This window comes from Nocardioides albus (assembly GCF_014648255.1).
Classification (GTDB): domain Bacteria; phylum Actinomycetota; class Actinomycetes; order Propionibacteriales; family Nocardioidaceae; genus Nocardioides; species Nocardioides albus.
The window spans coordinates 120,688-138,303 of the sequence record NZ_BMQT01000010.1; the positions used below are offsets into that span (position 1 = coordinate 120,688).

Below are 17,616 nucleotides of genomic sequence, written 5' to 3' on the forward strand. Positions count from 1 at the left end.
CGAAACCTGACGAAGTAGGTGTCACCACAGTCCCCAGGCGGAGAGTCAGGGCATGATTCGGGCATGAGCGCGACCTTCCCGACCCATCTCGGGCGGCTGCAGCAGGTCCGCCACATCGGCGCCGGTGCATTCGCCTCCGTGTGGCTCTACTACGACCCCGAGCTCGACTCCCACGTCGCGGTCAAGGCGCTCTCCCCCGGCTGGGTGTCGAACCCGGAGATCCACAAGCGCTTCCTCCAGGAGGCACGGCTGCTCCGCTCGGTCGACTCGCCCCATGTCGTACGTGTCTACGACATCGGCCAGACCAGCACCGGCATCCCCTTCTTCGTGATGTCGTACGCCGACGGCGGCTCGGTCGCCGACCTGCTCAAGCGCTCCCCGGGCGGTCTCGAGCCGCGCGAGGTCGCCGACATCGTCGCGCAGGCCGCCGATGGACTCATGGCGCTGAAGGCACGCGGCGTGATCCACCGCGACATCAAGCCCGCCAACCTGCTGCTCACCTCGGAGACCTCCGGCGGCACCTCCGGCGCTCGCCGGGTGATGATCGCCGACCTCGGGGTGGCTCGCTCGCTCGACTCGCTCGACGAGGTGACCCGCGACATCGGCACCCCGTCCTACATGGCGCCCGAGCAGCTCGACCCTTCACTTCCGATCGACCACCGCGCCGACGTACGAGCCCTGGGTGCCGTCGCCTGGGCCCTCCTCGCCGGCCGCTCCCCCGCTCCCGCACTCGGACTCACCTCGCGGGTTCCCGAGGCCGGTTCCGTACGCCCCCTCCCGGCCTCGATCAGCCAGGCGATCGCCCGGGCGCTGGAACCCCGCGCCGAGGACCGCTGGCCCGACGCACGCTCGTTCGCGGAGGCGCTCCGCGGCGCAGTCAAGGGCACCCGAGTCACCTCCGCGCCGCAGACCCACTCCGCAGCTCAGCCTCCGCCGCCGACCTCGACCTCGCCGTGGCAGAAGTCGGCGGCCCAGGCACCGCCTGTCGGCCCGCCTGTCGGCCCGCCTGTCGGCCCACCGAGCGGCCCACCGCCGGTCGGACCACCCAGCGGCGCTCCGACCGGGTCACCGTTCGAGCAGCCCACGATGGTGCCGACCGGTGGCGGCCCGCGGCCGCCGGCCAAGCGGAAGCGCACCCGGCTCCTGGGCGGCCTGGCCGCCGCGGTGGTGGTCATCGGGCTCGTCGCCGGGCTGGTCTACGTCGTGGCCAACCGGGGCGGCGGCGTACCCGAGGTCGGCGAGTGCCGCAACCTCGACTATGCCGCGGCCAACGAGTTCGTCGACGAGTCGGAGCCGGTGGACTGCGCCGAGCCGCACACGCTCTACACCTTCCACGTCGCCACCGACGTGAAGGCCTACAACGACAACGAGGCCGCCGGGGCCGCCTGCTTCACCCGCCTGGAGACCGGGCTCGGCCTGCATCCCGAGGCGCTCGCCCGCACCGCCTACATCGTGAGCTGGTACTGGCCCTCGGAGGCCACCTGGAACGACGGCGACCGCTACGTCCGGTGCGACGTCGGGGTGACGGTCCAGAAGGCGCCGATGATCGACCTGCCCGAGGACCCGGTGCCCAACCCGTTCCCGACCGACCTGCGGGCCTGCATCGACAGCACCATCGACAAGGTCGTCAGGTGCGGGACCACCCACGACTACATCGTCGTCGACACCTTCGAGATGACCGGCGACACCTACCCCGAGCAGAGCGAGACCAACATCCAGGGGCTGGGCGGCTGCCCGAGCGAGGCGACGATGTTCAAGGCCCCGTTCAGGACCGCCTGGATCGCCGGCAGCCGCCTGGGCCTCTGCGCGAAGTACGACGTCGATTCCTAGGAGATCAGCGGCGCCAACCGCCTGACCGCCTCGCGCAGGCGGTCAGGGGTCGTCGCGGCGTACCCGATCACCAGCCCCGGCGGACCGTCGTCCTGACGATGCCGGGTCAGCGGATGGACGGCGATGCCCGCCTCGAGCGCAGCCGTGGCGACCGCGGTGTCGTCGATCCCGTCGGGGAGGGTCACCAGCACGTGCAGGCCGGCCGCCACGCCGTGGACCCGAGCTGCGGGGAGATGCTCGGCGAGAGCCTCGAGCAGAGCGTCGCGGCGCGCCCTGTGCCGCTGCCGGACCAGCCGCAGGTGGCGCTCGAAGGCGCCCGAGGTCAGCATCCGGGCCAAGGTGATCTGGGGAAGCGCCGGAGTGGCGAGGTCGAGCCAGTAGCGCGCCTCGACGAGCTCCTCCTGCATCCCGGGCGGAGCGATCAGCCAGCCGATCCGCATCGCCGGCGCCAACGTCTTGGACACGCTGCCGAGATGGGCGACGCGGTCGGGCGCGAGCGCCTTCACCGCTGAGACCGGCGGCCTGTCGTAGCGATGCTCGGCGTCGTAGTCGTCCTCGATCACCAACCGGTGCGGCTCTGCCCTGACCCACTCGACCAGCTCCCGCCGACGCTGCGGCGAGAGCACGACCCCGGTCGGGAACTGATGTGCGGGTGTGACAACGACGGCGTCGACCCCGAGGGCGTCGAGCGCCGCCACGTCCAGGCCGTCGGCATCGACCGGCACCGCGGCCGTCGTCATCCCCCACTTCTGCAGGTGCACCCGTACGCCGTAGGACCCCGGCTCCTCGAAACCGACCGTGGTCCTGCCACGCTCCTCCAGCGAGCGCGCCAGCAGGACGAGGCCCTGAGCGACGCCGTTGACCACCAGGATCTCGTCGGGCGAGACGGTGATCCCGCGGGTGCGTCCCAGCCAGACCGCGAGCGCCTCTCGGAGCGCCGGCACACCCCGCGGGTCGCCGTAGCCGAGGTCGGCGCTGCCGATCTCGGCGAGCACCTCGCGCGAGGCCTTGGCCCAGGCGGCCCGCGGGAACGCCGAGAGATCCGGCACTCCCGGCGAGAGGTCCAGGTCGGGGGTCGGCAGCCGAGTGGCAGCACCGAGGCGGCGTACGGCTTCGGGAGCCGCGCTCACCCTGGTTCCGCCGCCGCTGCGAGCCGAGAGCAACCCCTCGTCGGTGAGCCGTTGGTACGCCTCGACCACCACCCCGCGGGAGACCCCGAGCTGACCGGCGAGGGTGCGCGATGCCGGCACCCGGGCGCCGACCGCGAGCCGGCCATCGGCCACCGCCTCCCGCAGGGCGCCGGTGAGCCAGGTCGCGAGCCCACCGGCAGGCACGCCGGCCGGATCGAGCTGAAGAAAGTCCGCTCCGGTCACTTGGTCCACTCTGGCACACCTGGCTTGGATCTGTCCGTCGGACCAAGATGCGACGAGCCTCGTGGTCATGAGCATCGAAGCCCTCCCCCGTCGCGCCACCGACCTTCCCGGCTCCCGACGCAACGGCACGCTTCTCGGCATCGCGTTCGCCGCGGCCGGGATGGCCTGCGTCGGCAGCAGCGTCGCCGTCTCCACGGCGATCACCGATGCACCGCTCTTCACCCTGCAGGCGGTCCGGTACGCCCTCGCCGCGCTCCTCCTGCTCGTGGTCGCACGCGTCACCGGCTGGCGGGTGCCGAGGCCACGTGGACGTGAGTGGCGCTGGTTGGCCGGCGTCGCGACCGCGGGTCTGGTGCTCTTCAACGTCGGCGTCGTCCGCGGCGTCGCCCATGCGGAACCGGCGGTGATCGGGGTGGCCGTCGCCGCGGTCCCGATGCTGCTCGCGGTCGTCCCGGCGATCGCGACCCGCACCCTGCCGGCTCGGCCGGTCGTCGTCGGAGCCACCGTGGTCACGGCAGGAGCAGTCCTGGTCCAGGGGTTCGGGAGGACCGACGCGGCCGGGATCGGCTACGCGCTCCTGGTGCTGGCCTGCGAGGCGGGTTTCACGCTCCTGGCCATCCCGGTCCTCGCTCGCCTGGGCGCGTTCGGTGTCTCGTTCCACGCGGTGTGGATGGCGGCCGCCGGCATGGCGGTCGTCGGTGTCGCGACCGAGGGACCGGCCGCGGTGACGACGCTCGGCACCGGCGACCTGCTCGCCGCGCTCTATCTGGCCGTGGTCGTCACCACGCTCGCGTTCCTGCTCTGGTTCACCGCCGTGAACCGCCTGGGCTCCGGCCGCGCCGGCCTCCTGACCGGTGTAGTGCCAGTGACCGCAGCCGCCCTAGCCATCCCCCTAGACGGCACAGTTCCAAACCCACTGGTATGGGCAGGCACAGCAGTAGTAGCAGTGGGCCTATGTATTGGCCTTGGCGGTGTGCTGCCAAGAGTGCGCCGGAGCGCACCTTTGGCAGCACACCCGGGGCCTTAGCCGCGCGGGATCGTGACCGCTTGGGCGCGGTTTGCCGCGCAGACCACTGCTCGCAGGCTCGCCGTCACGATGTTCTCGTGGATGCCGATGCCCCAGACGATCTCGCCGGCGATCTCGCACTCCACGTACGCCGCCGCGGCGGCGTCGCCACCGGCGGAGAGGGCGTGCTCGGCGTAGTCGAGGACCCGGATCTCGGCGCCGGCCTCCTTGAGCGCGTCGACGAAGGCGGCCACCGGGCCGTTGCCGACACCCTTGTAGGTGCGCGCCTCGCCACGTACCCGCAGGTCGACGATCTGCTCGTCGCCACCCTCGGCGTCGGTCACCGAGGACCAGCTCTCCAGGGCGTACGGCTCCTCGCGCTCCAGGTATTCCTTGGCGAAGATCGACCAGATCTCCGCGGGTGCGACCTCGCCGCCCTCGGTGTCGGTGTGCTGCTGGACCACACGGCTGAACTCGATCTGCGCGCGACGCGGCAGGTCCAGGGAGTGCTCGGTCTTGAGCAGGTAGGCCACGCCGCCCTTGCCGGACTGGCTGTTGACCCGGATAACTGCCTCGTAGGTGCGGCCGACGTCCTTGGGGTCGATGGGCAGGTAGGGCGCCTCCCACGGGATCTCGCTGGTCGGCTTGCCGGCCTCGGCGGCGATCCGGTCGAGGTCCTCCAGGCCCTTCTTGATGGCGTCCTGGTGGGAGCCGGAGAAGGCGGTGTAGACCAGGTCGCCGGCGTAGGGGTGGCGCGGGTGGACGTTGATGTTGGTGACGTACTCGACCGTGCGGCGGATCTCGTCGATGCCGCCGCCGACGGTGAAGTCGATCTGCGGGTCGATGCCCTGGGAGAAGAGGTTCATGCCCAGGGTGACCAGGTCGACGTTGCCGGTGCGCTCGCCGTGACCGAACAGGCAGCCCTCGACGCGGTCGGCGCCGGCCATCAGGCCCAGCTCGGTGGCCGCGACCGCGGTGCCGCGGTCGTTGTGCGGGTGGAGGCTGATGGCGGAGTGCTCGCGGCGGGTCAGGCCCCGGCCGAAGTACTCGATCTGGTCGGCGTAGGTGTTCGGGGTGGACATCTCCACGGTGGCGGGCAGGTTCAGGATGATCTCGCGCCCGGCCTCCGGCTGCCAGACGTCCGAGACCCGCTCACAGACCTCGAGCGCGTAGTCGGTGTCGGTCTGGGTGAAGATCTCCGGGCTGTACTGGTAGCCGAAGTCCTCGGTGCCGATCAGCTCGGGGACATGCTCCTCGGCGTACTTCATCACCATCTCGGTGCCGCGCACCGCGATCCCGATGCACTCGGCCGGGGTCACGTTGAACACGACCCGGCGGAACAGCTCCGCGGTGGCGTTGTAGAGGTGGATCGTGGCGCGCGGGGCCCCGGCGATCGACTCGGCGGTGCGCGAGATGAGGTCCTCGCGGGCCTGGGTCAGGACCGAGATCTGTACGTCATCGGGGATCCGGTCCTCCTCGATCAGCTTGCGCACGAAGTCGAAGTCGGTCTGGCTCGCGCTCGGGAAGCCGACCTCGATCTCCTTGTAGCCCATCGCGACCAGCAGCTCGAACATCCGCAGCTTGCGGGCCGGCGTCATCGGGTCGATCAGGGCCTGGTTGCCGTCACGCAGATCGGTGGAGAGCCACCGCGGAGCCTTGGTGACCTTCTTGGCGGGCCAGGTGCGATCGGGGACGTCGACGGGCACGAATGCGCGATAGCGCTCGTGCGGCATCCCCGACGGCTTCTGCTGGTTGCGGGAGTTGCTCAGGTTGGTCATGCGGAATCCTCATCAATGGGAGCGAGTGCCGGCGCACGTCGAACCTCCGCAGCGAGGGGACCGGCTGTCTCAGGCCCCGCTGCGGCAGCTAAGGAGGAGGCTGCGCATCATGACGTCGGTAACAATAACAGAACAGAACTGGCAGACTGGCCGGGCAGGCGATTGATCCTCAACGCTGAGACGCAGAAGTGCTGAGACACAGAAGTGACGACGAAGGGGAGGAACGGGCGTGGCCCAACTCGAAGAGCTCACGGTCGAGGAGTCCTGGCGGCTCGCGGCGGACACCCAGGTCTCCCGGATCGGTTGGACCGGCCCGCGCGGCCCGGTGGTGCTGCCGGTCAACCACGTCGTGCACGAGGAAGCGCTCTGGATCCGCACCTCGGCCCACTCCTCGATGGCCGAGCAGATCGACGAGAGCGCCGTCGCGCTCCTGGTCGACGACCTCGACCCCGACACCCACGTGGGCTGGTCGGCGCTGTTCAAGGGACGCGCGGAGATCCTCTACCGCGAGGACCAGATCCCCGAGACCGTCAAGAGCCTCCATCCCTGGGCGGCCGGCCCCCGTCCGCTGTGGGTGCGCCTGCGCCCCAAAGAGGTCACCGGCCGCCGACTGGTCGCCGGCTGATGCCTCGCCTGCTCGTCGTCCACCACTCCCCCACCCGGTCGCTGCAGCGGCTGACCGATGCCGTGGTCTCCGGTGCCCATGACCCGGAGATCGAAGGGGTCGAGGTGGTCGTACGTCCCGCTCTGGAGGCGACGGCCGAGGACGTGCTGGCCGCGGACGGCTACGTGCTCGGGACCAGCGCGAACTTCGGCTACATGTCGGGTGCCCTGAAGCACTTCTTCGACTCGACGTTCCTCGCCGTCGGCGGCGCGCTCGATCCGTCCGGCGCAGCGGGTGAGTCGGAGGGCGACACCGCCAAGCGGCCCTATGGCCTCTACGTCCACGGCCGCTACGACACCACCGGCGCGATCCGCTCGGTCCAGTCCATCGTCGGCGCGCTGGGATGGGCCCAGGCCTACGACATCCTCGACGTCATGGGAGACGTCGACGACGCGCACACCGAGGCGGCGTACGAGCTGGGAGCCACGCTCGCCGCCGTGCTCGGCTGATCTGTGCTTTCGGCCCGCTCATGGTTTCGCAAGTAGAGTCGATCCCCGTGATCGGCCATACCCCCAGACGTACGACGTCTTTGTCTCTCCTGATCGTGGTGCTCGCTGCCCTCGCGCTCAGTGGATGCGGCGGCGACCGGGCGGCTGCCAAGGGCGAGGACCCGAAGCAGGTCGACTCGACCGCGGTGCCCGAGGTCGGCAAGTGCCGCAACCTCACCCACGAGGACGTCGCCGAGGCCTACAACTTCGACAAGTACGTGCCCTGCGACGAGCCGCACAATGCCGAGACCTTCGGCGCCGGGCCGCTTCCCGAGGAGTTCAAGGACGCCGAGTACCGCGACGAGAAGGTCAACGAGTGGGCCTTCAGCCAGTGCCGCAAGCTGCTCGAGGAGTACGTCGGCACCAACCAGAGCCTGCTGATGCGCTCGATGCTCTCCCACGTCTACTTCGGCCCCTCGGAGAAGGCCTGGGAGGAGGGCGCGCGCTGGATCCGCTGCGACGTGGTCGGCGGCGGGCAGCAGGGCGCCGAGTACGTCGACCTGCCGACCACCACCCGCAACCTCCTCAAGGTCAAGAACATCGAGGACATCGAGGACCGCTGGATGGTGTGCGCCGAGGGCAAGAGCGTCACCTCCCCGAAGGTGCCGTGCTCCGAGCCACACCAGATGCGGGCGGTGACGACCATCAAGCTGGGTGAGGCGAAGACCCCGTTCCCCGGTGTAGCGGAGTCCAAGAAGAAGGCCTCGCAGTTCTGCAAGGGCTCGGTCAGCGCTTGGTTGGGTTACCCGGAAAGCTTCGACTACGGGTACACATGGTTCGGAGAGAAGGAGTGGAAAGCCGGCAACCGCTGGGCGATCTGCTGGGCAGTGACCGAGGAGTGAGCATGCGACACAACGAGCTGAGACGGGCCCCGAAGCACGCTCTGTGGGGCGCTCTCGTGATCGCGGGGGCGATGGCGCTCGCCGGCTGCGGTGGAGGCGAGCCGAAGTCGGCCCCGTCACCCTCGTCGGCACCTCCGTCCGCCTCCGCCTCGCCGGCGCCGGCCCCCAAGGAGGGTGCCTGCTACAACCTCACCTACGACGAGGCGCTCGCCCCCACCGCCGGCGGCACCGCGGTGAGCTGCAAGGGCAAGCACACCACCCAGACGTACGCCGTGGGAAAGCTGAGGAACGTCGTCGACGGCCACCTCGTCGCCGTCGACTCCGAGCAGGTTGCGGCCCAGGTCGCGGAGGCGTGCCCCAACAAGGTCACCAGATACCTCGGCGGCGACGCCGACGACCTGCGCCTCTCGATGCTGCGACCGGTCTGGTTCACCCCGACGATCGAGGAGTCCGAGGCGGGCGCCAGCTGGTTCCGCTGCGATGTCATCGGCATCGCCGGTCCCGAGGCCCTGATGACGCTCAAGGGCAACATGAAGGGCGTCCTGGGCAGCTCCGAGACCGCCGAGCCGTTCCGGATGTGCGGCACGGCCTCGCCGAAGTCCGACTCCTTCAAGCGCGTCCCGTGCTCCCTCAAGCACTCCTGGCGAGCGCTGTCGGTCATCGACCTCGGCTCCGGGAAGTACCCCGGCGAGGCGAGGGTCAACAGCGCCGGCGCCGAGGACTGCAAGGCCGCTGCCGCCGAGGTCGCCGACGACCCGCTCAAGTACGAGTGGTCCTGGGAGTTCCCCAGTGCCGAGCAGTGGCAGGGTGGCCAGTCGTACGGGATCTGCTGGGCGCCGGCCTGATCAGCCGGCCATACTTCAGAACCCGAGCTTGCGCAGCTGCCGAGGGTCGCGCTGCCAGTCCTTGGCGATCTTGACGTGCAGGTCGAGGTAGACCGGCATGCCGAGCAGCTCCTTGATCTGCAGGCGCGCGCGCTGACCGACGTCCTTGAGCCGTGAGCCCTTGTGGCCGATCACGATGCCTTTCTGGGAGTCGCGCTCGACGTAGAGGAAGGCATGGATGTCCATCAGCGGCTTGTCCTCGGCGCGGTCCTCGCGCAGACGCATCTCCTCGACGACGACGGCGATCGAGTGCGGGAGCTCGTCGCGTACGCCTTCCAGGGCTGCCTCGCGGATCAGCTCGGCGATGATGATCTCTTCGGGCGAGTCGGTGAGCTCGCCGTCGGGGTAGAGCGGCGGGCCCTCGGGGAGGAGCTTGATCAGCAGGTCGGAGAGTAGGTCGACCTGGTCGCCACCGACGCTGGAGACGGGGACGATCTCGGCCCACTCGATGCCGAGCTCGGCGCCGAGGGTCTGGATCGACATCAGGTGCTCGCCGATCTGCTCGGGCGTGGCGAGGTCGGTCTTGGTGGCGACCGCGACCCGCTTGATGCCCTTCTTGAGCTTGTTGGCGTTCTCCGCGATCCGGCGGTCACCGGGGCCGATCTTCTCGTTGCACGGGAAGCAGATCGCGACCACGTCGACCTCGGTCCAGGTGGCCTCGACCAGGTCGTTGAGCCGCTCGCCGAGCAGCGTACGCGGCCGGTGGATGCCCGGGGTGTCGACCAGGATCAGCTGGCCGTCGGGCCGGTGGACGATGCCCTTGACCACGGTGCGGGTCGTCTGCGGCTTGTCGGAGGTGATCGCCACCTTGGTGCCGACCAGCGCGTTGGTCAGGGTCGACTTGCCCGCGTTGGGGCGTCCGACGAACGACACGAAGCCGCTCCGAAATTCTGGTGCTGGCGGCGCAGGGCTTGGCTCGGTCACTGTTGCTCCTGTGCTTGTTCGTGGACTTGCTCGTCGTATCGCTGCCAGATCTGCTCATCGGTGAGCCCCTGGGCCTTGCCCTCGCGCCACACCGGTCCTGGGTCGACCGCGCGCGGCTGCCGCTTCTGGCCGCCTCCGCGCCAGTAGCCCATCACGTCGTACGCATGCGAGTCGAGCTTCCGCTCACGCATCAGATGCTTGCGGATCGCCCGCATCTGGCTCGACTCCCCTGCCATCCAGAAGTAGCCGTCGCCCGCGGGCCACTCGATCTTCTCCACTGCCGCCGCCAGGTCGGAGGAGGTCTCCGAGGGCGGCGTGGACCAGGTGACCTCGGCGCTGTCGGGGAGATAGCCGGGTAGGTCCTCGGGCACCTCGGCCCAGATCCGGGTCGGCAGCGTGGTGGTCTCCGCGATCCGAGCCATGGCCGGCATCGCGGTCAGGTCGCCGACCAATAGCAACCACTGCGCGGCCTCGGGCGCGGCGTAGGAACCCTTGGGCTCGGTGATCGTGACCGTCTGCCCCACCGGGTCGGTGCGGGTGGCCCACTCGGTCACCAGCCCGACGTCGTGGACGACGACGTCGACGGTGAGCTCACCACCCTGCCACGACCGCACGGTGTAGTAGCGGATCTGGAACTGCCCCGGGACGATCAACCCGACCCACTCGTCGGGGATCCCGGTGGAGGTGAACCCGGCCAACCCGGGGCCACCGAGCACCAGACGTACGAGGTGGGGCGTGATCTGCTCGCGCCGCAGCACCTCCGCGGCGTACTGCTGGGCCTTGACACTCATCGCCTCAAGGTTATCCGCGCCGGGCTCAGCCGTCCGCATCGCTGGCCTCTGCGGGGCCACCTCCCAGCCCGACCTCGTTGCCGTCGGGGTCGCGGAAGATGGTCTTGCGGACCCCGTTCTCGTACGTCTCCTGCGACTCCGGCCGCAGGCCGCGGCCGGCGATCGCGGCGAGGCGGGCGTCCAGGTCGTCGACGAAGAGGGTGACGAACCCGCTTCCGGCGAGCTCGGGCTTCACCTCGATGTAGACGTAGCCGTGCTCGACCACTTCGAAGACGGCCTCGGTGTCGTTGGGATAGAAGGCCGGCGGGCCGGCGAGCAGCGCCTCGTACCAGCGGGCTGCTCGCGCCAGGTCCGCGACCGGAAGTCCGGCGAACAGGTCGGTCATCAGAACCTCCAGCGGGTCGCACCGTAGGGCTCGACGGTCGCGACCGCGTGGGCGGAGGTCGCGTCGATGCGGAAGACGTGCCAGGGCGCCGGGCCCGCGCTCTGCGCGTTGAACGGCGCGGTGACGGCCTCGCCCGACTCGTCGACCTCGACCGGCCAGCCCTCGTCGTCGTGGTAGTGCTTGGCCACCCGCTCGAGCTCGTCGCCGAGGACCCGCGTCACGCGCCCCTCCACGACCAGGTCGAACTCGCGCACCGAGAGCGACAGCGCGCAGAGGGGGTCGCGGGCCAGGTTGCGGCCGCGCCGCGTCCCCGGCCCGGTGACCAGGTAGAAGCTGCCGTCGAGCCAGACCGCGCCGACGGCGTTCACGTGCGGACCGCCGTCGGCGTTGATCGTGCTCACCCAGGTCGTGTAGCGACCGGGCTCGCCCTCCTGCGACCCCGGACCCTGGTTGAACCCCTGGTCGAGGCGAGCGGCGACCTCCTCCCAGGACATGGGCGGAGCGTCGTACATCTCGGCAAGGTTGTAGGTCTCCATGACTGTCTCCTTCAGTCGGAACGGGACGTTTCACCTACTCCACGAACAGAAGGCGCGGATTTCGACACCGTGCCACAGCCGAGTGGGCGAAAGTGGCAGCCAGACCGCGGTCAGACCCGCCCCTTTCGCCCACTCTCAATGACCGTCGACCAGGGATGTCGGTGGTCGCAGCGATGCTGGGTCCATGGATCTCATCGATATCGGAGGTCGGCGTCTGGAGGACACATCACCGCGGCCACGGAAGAACGCCCGACGCCGACGCCAGCGACAACCTCGGCGGCGCGGCCCCGCGTGGGAAAGGGTCGGTAACGGCGTATACGTGCCAGCAGGGCTCGACCGGGACGCCCGGTGGCGAGCCGAGCTGGCGACATGGGCAGAGGTCCTCCCCGGGTCCGCCGTGTTCACCGGGTTGACGGCCATGCAGCTCCACGACCTCTGGCTCCCTCCTCTGCCCGACGATCTGCCGATCTTCATGGCACTTCACGAGTCCTCGGTGCGGATACGCCGGCCCGAGCTGCGGATCAGTCGACACCCGCGGCCACCGGCAGCCATCTCGCTCGACGATCTTCGGGTCGCGCCGGTGCCCGATGCGGCTCTGGCTTGCGCACGCGACCTCGGCGTTGTGGATCTGGTTGTCCTGATCGACAGCGCCCTCCACCTGGAGAAGTGCACGCTCGCCGATCTCCAGGCCGCCGCAGCCACGGGGCGACCGGGCTCACGTCGGCTGGGCGAGGCGTTGCGCTGCTCCGACCGGCGCTCGGAGTCCGCCTGGGAGTCCCTCCTGCGGATCATGCACACCGCGTGCGGGGTCGAGGTCGAGCCGCAGGTGGACATCCATGACGCCCGTGGCGTCTTCATCGGCCGAGCCGATCTCGTGGTGACCGAGACCAGAACGCTGCAGGAGTACGACGGGGCACAGCACCGTGAGCGCGTGCAGTACCGCCGCGACCGGGGAAGGGACGCGGACCTCGCCAAGGCTGGATACGTACGGCACGGATGGGTCGCGAGCCAGGTCCGCAATGACAGCTGGCTGATCCTCCGGGCGGCGACCGATGCGCTCGGCCGAGAGCTAACCGTCGATGACATCCGACCATGGTGGAAGCTCTGGGAGTCGTCACTCTTCTCGAAGCCCGGGACGGCGGCGATGCGACGTGCCTGGCAGTTGCCCGAAGTCTCATAGCAAGTGGGCGAAAGCGGCAGCCAGACCGCGGTCCGAACTGCCACTTTCGCCCACTCAGCTACTCAGAAGGTGTGCCGCAGCGGGTAGCCGGAGAGCCCGTCGACGGTCTTGGTGGCGAGCACGTGGTGGAGCTGGATGTTGTTGCGCTCGAAGCCGATCCGGGAACCGGCCATGTAGATGCCCCAGACCTTGGCCGTGCCGAGGCCGACCTCGTTGACGCAGGCGTCCCAGTTGTCGCGGAGGTTGTCGTTCCAGGCCGCGAGCGTCTTGGCGTAGTGGACCCGGATGTTCTCGTGGTGCTGCACCTCGAGGCCGGTGTTCTCGATCGCGGAGACGATCGTGCCGGAGCCGATCAGCTCGCCGTCGGGGAAGACATAGCGGTCGATGAACGCCCCCGCGTTCGCCTTCGAGATGTTGTCGGGACGGGTGATGCAGTGGTTGAGCAACCGCCCACCATCGCGCAGCTTGCTCGAGATCTTCCCGAAGTACGCCGGATAGTTGGCCACGCCGATGTGCTCGGTGAGCCCGATCGAGCTGACCGCGTCGAAGTCCCCCTCGACCACGTCGCGGTAGTCGGAGTAGCGCACCTCAGCGACATCGTCGAGACCGTCGGCCTTGATCGCCCGCTGGGCCCAGTTGGCCTGCTCACGCGACAGGGTCACGCCGAGCGCCTTCACGCCGTAGTGCTGGGCGGCGTGGCGCACCATCCCGCCCCAGCCGCAGCCGATGTCGAGCAGCCGCATCCCGGGCTCGAGGCCGAGCTTGCGGCAGATCAGGTCGTACTTGGCCGCCTGTGCCTCTTCGAGGGTGGACTCCTCGGTCGGGTAGAGCGCACAGGTGTAGGTCATCGACGGACCGAGGACGTACTCGTAGAAGGTGTTGGAGACGTCGTAGTGGTGGTGGATCGCGTCGGCGTCACGCTCGGGCGAGTGCCGCGTCCACGGCAGCGCGCTGAGCGCGCGGCCGGAGATGTTGCGGACGTTCTCGGCCCGCTGCCGCCACGCGGGCAGGTGCTCCTGCGGCGGAGGCTTGGGCGGGACGAAGTTCGTCACCCCGAGGGCTCTGACCAGCTCGACGGTCTCGCGCGGGCTCGGCCGCTTGAAGTCGGTCTTGTCCAGGACGAGGTCCAAGAGCGGGTAGGGGTCGCCCGGGTGGATGCCGTTGAGTGCCATGTCACCGCTGACGTAGGCACGGGCCAGGCCCAGATCGCCCGGCGCGGTCAGCAGGAACGCGAGCCCGCGCGGGTTGAGGATCTCCATCGCGAAGGGAGAGTCCTTGTTGCCGGCGACACTGCCGTCGTACGCGGTGAGCTTGATCGGCAGCCCACCGTCGAAGAGTTCGTTGATGGTCTCTGCAATATGGTTCACAGTCTCTTCACCGCCTTGCTGTACAGATCGGTCAACCGATTGCCAGGGTCATACCTCGCCTTCACGGCAGCGAGGTTGTCCCCGTCATAGAGAGCGTCGAAGACATCCTTGTCGTAGAACGCCTCGGAGTAGAGCGATTTATGTCCACCGAGCTCGTGGACCTGGTCCTCGATCGCGCGGTTCTTCGGAGCGTTCACCGCGCTGGGGCCGACGTGGACGGTGCCCCAGAAGCCGACGTTGACGTAGGTCTTGCCCGCTTCGAGCGGGTAGGTGGGCCATGCGCCGTGTGAGACCAGCGGACAGAGCCAGACCGGCCGCATCCCGATCTCGGCGTCGAACCACTCCAGGAAGGCGGGCAGGTTCTCGACCGGGACCTCGATGTCCTGGATCACCCGCTCCCGCAGCAGCCGGCCCGCACGCGCGTCCAGCTTGTCGGCGATGCCGAACCTGCGGTCCAGGCCGATCAGCTTCATGTAGACGTCCGAGCGCCGCAGCCGCCGCGGCCAGAGGCGGCGTACGTACTTGTTCTGGGCGCCGAAGGCGCCCGAGCACCAGAACCAGTCGGTGTCCCAGCGCCACAGGTAGTCGTAGGTCGTCAGCACATCAGTCTGACGCTCCTGGATGGAGCGGTAGTAGATCTGCTGGCCGCCGTAGTCGCTGGGGGTCCGTGTGGCCTTCTCGGTCCAGGTCGCGAGCGTGAGGTAGTACTCCGCCGGCTCGAACGCGACCCCGTCGAGCCCGTCGACCTGGACACCTTCGTACGTCCTGGTCTCGGTGATCTGCGCGATCGTCTTCGTCAGCAGACCGAGGTCGTCGAAGCGTACGTGTCGGAGTGCGACGTATCCCGGCACCTTCTCCAGCTTGATCTTGATCCTGGTGGCGTAGCCGAGCGAGCCGTAGGAGTTGGGGAAGGTGTCGAACAGGTCCTCCCCGGGCTTCGTCGTGACGATCTCGCCGGCGCCGGTGAAGATGTCCATCTCGAGGACCGACTCGTGCGGCAGGCCGTTGCGGAACGAGGTGGCCTCGATGCCCATGCCGGTCACCGCACCCCCGAGCGTGATCGTCCGCAGCTGCGGGACCACGTAGGGGATCATCCCGTACGCCAAGGTGGCGTCGACGAGGTCCTCGTAGGTGCACATCCCCTGTACGTCGGCGGTGCCCGCCGCAGCGTCGACCTCGATCACGCCGCCGAGGCCGGAGACGTCGAGACCCGGAGCGCTGGTCGCGGCCCGGGCCCGGAAGAGGTTGGTGGTGCGCTTGGCCAGCCTGACGGGAGCACCGTCAGGGATCTTCGCGAAAGAGTCGGTCAGCCGCTCGACGGCCTCGTTGTGTCGTTCCCAGCCAGTCTCACCCGTCACTTGATCCACTTTACGCTCGCGATGGATCTTCGGTTTCGATTTTTTGGTTAGTTCGCTTACAGTCGCAAGCGCCGACTGCACCCGTCGAGCTCCCCCATCTCGTGCACCCTGGAGGGTCCAATGTCCAGTGCTGCCCATCGTGACGCTGTGGCAACGCTCGCCGAGAAGGCAACCCCCTACTTCACCGAGAACCAGGTCAAGTGGCGCAACAAGTCCGTGTCCCAGGCCCGGCTCGCGCTGGCGATCGACCAGATCGTCGTGCACATGCGCGAGAAGGGCGTCGACATGGCCACGATGAACGGCCTGACCGCCTACCGTGACGAGGACGGGATCCACGTCACGATCGAGCTCGGTACGCTCCCGCTCGTCGCCGAGACCGGCGCGGCGGGCAGCACCGGCGGCCACCGGGCCGCTCGCTGAGCAGAGGGCTCAGCCCGGGCTCAGCGCAGGTTGCCGCGCGGATCCCCGACAAGGACCGGGACGTCCTCGCCCGCGAACTCCTTGATGGCCGCGAGGTCGTTCGCGGCGGCTTCTCGCGCCTCGCCGAGCACGACGACGGCCTCGAGTCCCTTGGAGCCGGATGCCACCGCCATCGCCACGCACACGCCGATCGCGGAGACCTGGAGCGAGGGCAGATCCACGGTGGCTGCTGCGTAGGTGCGACCGTCGAGGTCGCGTACGGCTGCTCCCTCTGCCGCGCCGGTGCGGGCGCGCGTCGCGCGGGCCAGGGTCACCAGCTTGCGGTCTTCGGCCAACAGCTCACTCTGCTCAGGCATGGGCCTCTTTCGTCCTGTCCGTCTTCGTTCGGTCGCTCTTGCTCCGATCGGGCTTGGCCCGATCGGCCTTGGTGCGGTCGGTCTTGGTGCGGTCGGTCTTGGTCCGGTCGGTCTTCTTCCGATCCGACTTCTCGCTCTGCTCGGGCTCGTCGGCCTCGGTCTCGGCCGGCGCGGCGGCGCTGATGCGTACGGTCCCGATCTTGTTCCTTCGGCCGGCAGCCTCCTCGGCGACGAAGCTGAGCCCGTGGGCCTCGACCTCGGTCCCAGGGATCGGCACCAGGCCGAGATGCTTGGCCATGAGGCCGCGTACGGAGTCGACGTCGTCCTCCTCGACCGGGACGCCGATGAGCTCCTCGATGTCGCTGACCAGGAAGCGAGCGGGCACCCGCCAGGACCCGTCGCCGAGGTGGAGGGGCTCGCGGTCCTCGACGTCGTACTCGTCGGTGATCTCGCCGACGATCTCCTCGAGGATGTCCTCGATGGTGATCAGGCCGGCGGTGCCGCCGTACTCGTCGACGACGACCGCGATGTGCTGGCGGTGCTGCTGCATCTCGGCGAGCAGCTCGTCGACCGGCTTGGAGTCGGGGACCCAGGTCGGCTCGCGCATCAGCGACTCGACCCGCTGGGTGGTCTCGACCTCGGGCGCCTCGAAGTCCCGGGCGACGACGTCCTTGAGATAGACCATCCCGACGATGTCGTCGAGGCTGTCGTCGATCACCGGCATCCGGGAGTAGCCGGAGCGCAGGAAGAGCGACAGCGCCTGGCGCAGCGTCTTGCGGCGCTCCAGGAAGACGATGTCACCGCGCGGCACCATCACCTCGCGGGCGCGGGTGTCGCCGAGCTCGAAGACCGAGTGGATCATCCGGCGCTCGTCGGCCTCGATCAGGTCGCTGGCCTCGGCGATGTCGACCAGCTCGCGCAGCTCGGTCTCGGTCGAGAACGGGCCCTTGCGGAAACCCTTGCCGGGGGTGAGCGCGTTACCGAGCATGATCAGCAGGCTCGGGATCGGGCCGAGGATGGCGGTGATCGCGCCGATCGGGCCTGCCACCGCGAGGGCGATGCCCTCGTGGTGCTGACGCCCCAGGGTGCGCGGCCCGACGCCGATGACGACGAAGGAGACGACCGTCATCGTCCCGGTCGTGGTGAGCACCGTCGGCCACCAGCGCCCCTGATAGAGGTCGTACGCCCACAGCGCGACCAACACCGTCGCGCCGATCTCGCACAGCATCCTGAGCAGCAGCACGGTGTTGCCGTAGCGGGCGGGGTCGCCGACCACCGCCACCAGCCGCTTGGCTCCGGCACGGCCCTCGGAGACCAGCTCCGCGGCCCGGGCGCGGGAGAAGGCGCTGAGCGCTGCGTCGGCGGCGGAGAAGATGCCGGCGATCAGGACCAGAACTGCGGCTGCGATCAGCAGCCTCGCATCGTCCATGGGTG

Annotated in this window: 18 protein-coding genes; 8 read left to right on the plus strand and 10 right to left on the minus strand. The window is 69.2% G+C overall.

The window, feature by feature from the left end:
• The first annotated feature begins 63 nt into the window (after window positions 1-63).
• Window positions 64-1,830, plus strand: a complete 1,767-nt coding sequence (locus tag IEY84_RS20760; RefSeq protein WP_183548363.1) for a serine/threonine-protein kinase — start codon at window positions 64-66, stop codon at window positions 1,828-1,830.
• Here IEY84_RS20760 and pdxR read toward each other — a convergent pair.
• Window positions 1,827-3,212, minus strand: coding sequence for a MocR-like pyridoxine biosynthesis transcription factor PdxR (pdxR, locus tag IEY84_RS20765; RefSeq protein WP_229788890.1), 1,386 nt, complete (start codon window positions 3,210-3,212; stop codon window positions 1,827-1,829). The genes IEY84_RS20760 and pdxR overlap by 4 nt on opposite strands.
• Window positions 3,213-3,270: 58 nt before the next feature.
• Between pdxR and IEY84_RS20770 the strand changes: the two genes are divergently transcribed.
• Entirely contained in the window at window positions 3,271-4,230 is a 960-nt protein-coding gene (locus tag IEY84_RS20770) for a DMT family transporter (protein WP_183548365.1), read from the plus strand.
• Here the strand turns inward: IEY84_RS20770 and leuA are convergent.
• On the minus strand, window positions 4,227-5,987 hold the full coding sequence (leuA, locus tag IEY84_RS20775) for a 2-isopropylmalate synthase (protein ID WP_183548367.1): 1,761 nt from the start codon (window positions 5,985-5,987) through the stop codon (window positions 4,227-4,229). The two genes, IEY84_RS20770 and leuA, sit on opposite strands and share 4 nt — an antisense overlap.
• A gap of 229 nt (window positions 5,988-6,216) precedes the next feature.
• On the opposite strand from leuA, the gene IEY84_RS20780 reads away from it, so the two are divergent.
• Genes IEY84_RS20780 through IEY84_RS20795 form a run of 4 tightly spaced genes read left to right on the plus strand, consistent with a single transcriptional unit; the run spans window position 6,217 to window position 8,826 of the window.
• Window positions 6,217-6,612 carry a pyridoxamine 5'-phosphate oxidase family protein gene (locus tag IEY84_RS20780; protein WP_183548369.1) on the plus strand — a complete coding sequence of 132 codons (396 nt, stop codon included), beginning with the start codon at window positions 6,217-6,219 and terminating at the stop codon, window positions 6,610-6,612.
• A complete protein-coding gene (locus IEY84_RS20785; RefSeq protein ID WP_183548371.1) occupies window positions 6,612-7,100 on the plus strand; it encodes a flavodoxin family protein in 489 nt (162 codons plus the stop codon). Before IEY84_RS20780 ends, IEY84_RS20785 begins: the two co-directional genes overlap by 1 nt.
• A 47-nt stretch (window positions 7,101-7,147) precedes the next feature.
• The gene (locus IEY84_RS20790) at window positions 7,148-7,981 is read left to right on the plus strand and encodes a septum formation family protein (RefSeq protein WP_183548373.1); all 834 of its coding nucleotides are present in this window, start codon (window positions 7,148-7,150) and stop codon (window positions 7,979-7,981) included.
• Between the two features lie 2 nt (window positions 7,982-7,983).
• Entirely contained in the window at window positions 7,984-8,826 is an 843-nt protein-coding gene (locus IEY84_RS20795) for a septum formation family protein (protein ID WP_183548375.1), read from the plus strand.
• 15 nt (window positions 8,827-8,841) lie between these two features.
• On the opposite strand, the gene era is transcribed toward IEY84_RS20795, so the two are convergent.
• The 4 genes from era to IEY84_RS20815 are packed head-to-tail and all read right to left on the minus strand — an operon-like array spanning window position 8,842 to window position 11,501.
• Window positions 8,842-9,789 carry a GTPase Era gene (gene era / locus IEY84_RS20800; protein ID WP_183548377.1) on the minus strand — a complete coding sequence of 316 codons (948 nt, stop codon included), beginning with the start codon at window positions 9,787-9,789 and terminating at the stop codon, window positions 8,842-8,844.
• Window positions 9,786-10,580, minus strand: a complete 795-nt coding sequence (locus IEY84_RS20805; RefSeq protein WP_229788891.1) for a siderophore-interacting protein — start codon at window positions 10,578-10,580, stop codon at window positions 9,786-9,788. The genes era and IEY84_RS20805 overlap by 4 nt, the downstream gene beginning before the upstream one ends.
• Before the next feature lie 25 nt (window positions 10,581-10,605).
• Entirely contained in the window at window positions 10,606-10,965 is a 360-nt protein-coding gene (locus IEY84_RS20810) for a VOC family protein (protein ID WP_221209079.1), read from the minus strand.
• On the minus strand, window positions 10,965-11,501 hold the full coding sequence (locus IEY84_RS20815) for a pyridoxamine 5'-phosphate oxidase family protein (protein WP_183548381.1): 537 nt from the start codon (window positions 11,499-11,501) through the stop codon (window positions 10,965-10,967). The genes IEY84_RS20810 and IEY84_RS20815 overlap by 1 nt, the downstream gene beginning before the upstream one ends.
• A 319-nt stretch (window positions 11,502-11,820) precedes the next feature.
• Between IEY84_RS20815 and IEY84_RS20820 the strand changes: the two genes are divergently transcribed.
• Window positions 11,821-12,681 carry a putative endonuclease domain-containing protein gene (locus tag IEY84_RS20820; RefSeq protein ID WP_183548383.1) on the plus strand — a complete coding sequence of 287 codons (861 nt, stop codon included), beginning with the start codon at window positions 11,821-11,823 and terminating at the stop codon, window positions 12,679-12,681.
• A gap of 62 nt (window positions 12,682-12,743) precedes the next feature.
• Here IEY84_RS20820 and IEY84_RS20825 read toward each other — a convergent pair whose 3' ends face one another.
• Together IEY84_RS20825 and IEY84_RS20830 are read right to left on the minus strand one after the other, a co-directional pair.
• Window positions 12,744-14,048 (minus strand): class I SAM-dependent methyltransferase, encoded by a 1,305-nt coding sequence (locus IEY84_RS20825; protein WP_183548385.1) that lies wholly within the window; start codon window positions 14,046-14,048, stop codon window positions 12,744-12,746.
• Window positions 14,045-15,406 (minus strand): FAD-binding oxidoreductase, encoded by a 1,362-nt coding sequence (locus tag IEY84_RS20830; RefSeq protein ID WP_183548387.1) that lies wholly within the window; start codon window positions 15,404-15,406, stop codon window positions 14,045-14,047. The genes IEY84_RS20825 and IEY84_RS20830 overlap by 4 nt, the downstream gene beginning before the upstream one ends.
• A 147-nt stretch (window positions 15,407-15,553) precedes the next feature.
• On the opposite strand from IEY84_RS20830, the gene IEY84_RS20835 reads away from it, so the two are divergent.
• Entirely contained in the window at window positions 15,554-15,826 is a 273-nt protein-coding gene (locus IEY84_RS20835) for a hypothetical protein (protein ID WP_229788893.1), read from the plus strand.
• A 20-nt stretch (window positions 15,827-15,846) separates the two neighbouring features.
• Here IEY84_RS20835 and IEY84_RS20840 read toward each other — a convergent pair whose 3' ends face one another.
• Both IEY84_RS20840 and IEY84_RS20845 read right to left on the minus strand, forming a co-directional pair.
• Window positions 15,847-16,182, minus strand: coding sequence for a cytidine deaminase-like protein (locus tag IEY84_RS20840; protein ID WP_183548391.1), 336 nt, complete (start codon window positions 16,180-16,182; stop codon window positions 15,847-15,849).
• Complete coding sequence (locus IEY84_RS20845) at window positions 16,175-17,611, minus strand: hemolysin family protein (protein ID WP_183548394.1); 1,437 nt, start codon at window positions 17,609-17,611, stop codon at window positions 16,175-16,177. Before IEY84_RS20845 ends, IEY84_RS20840 begins: the two co-directional genes overlap by 8 nt.
• Window positions 17,612-17,616 lie beyond the last annotated feature (5 nt).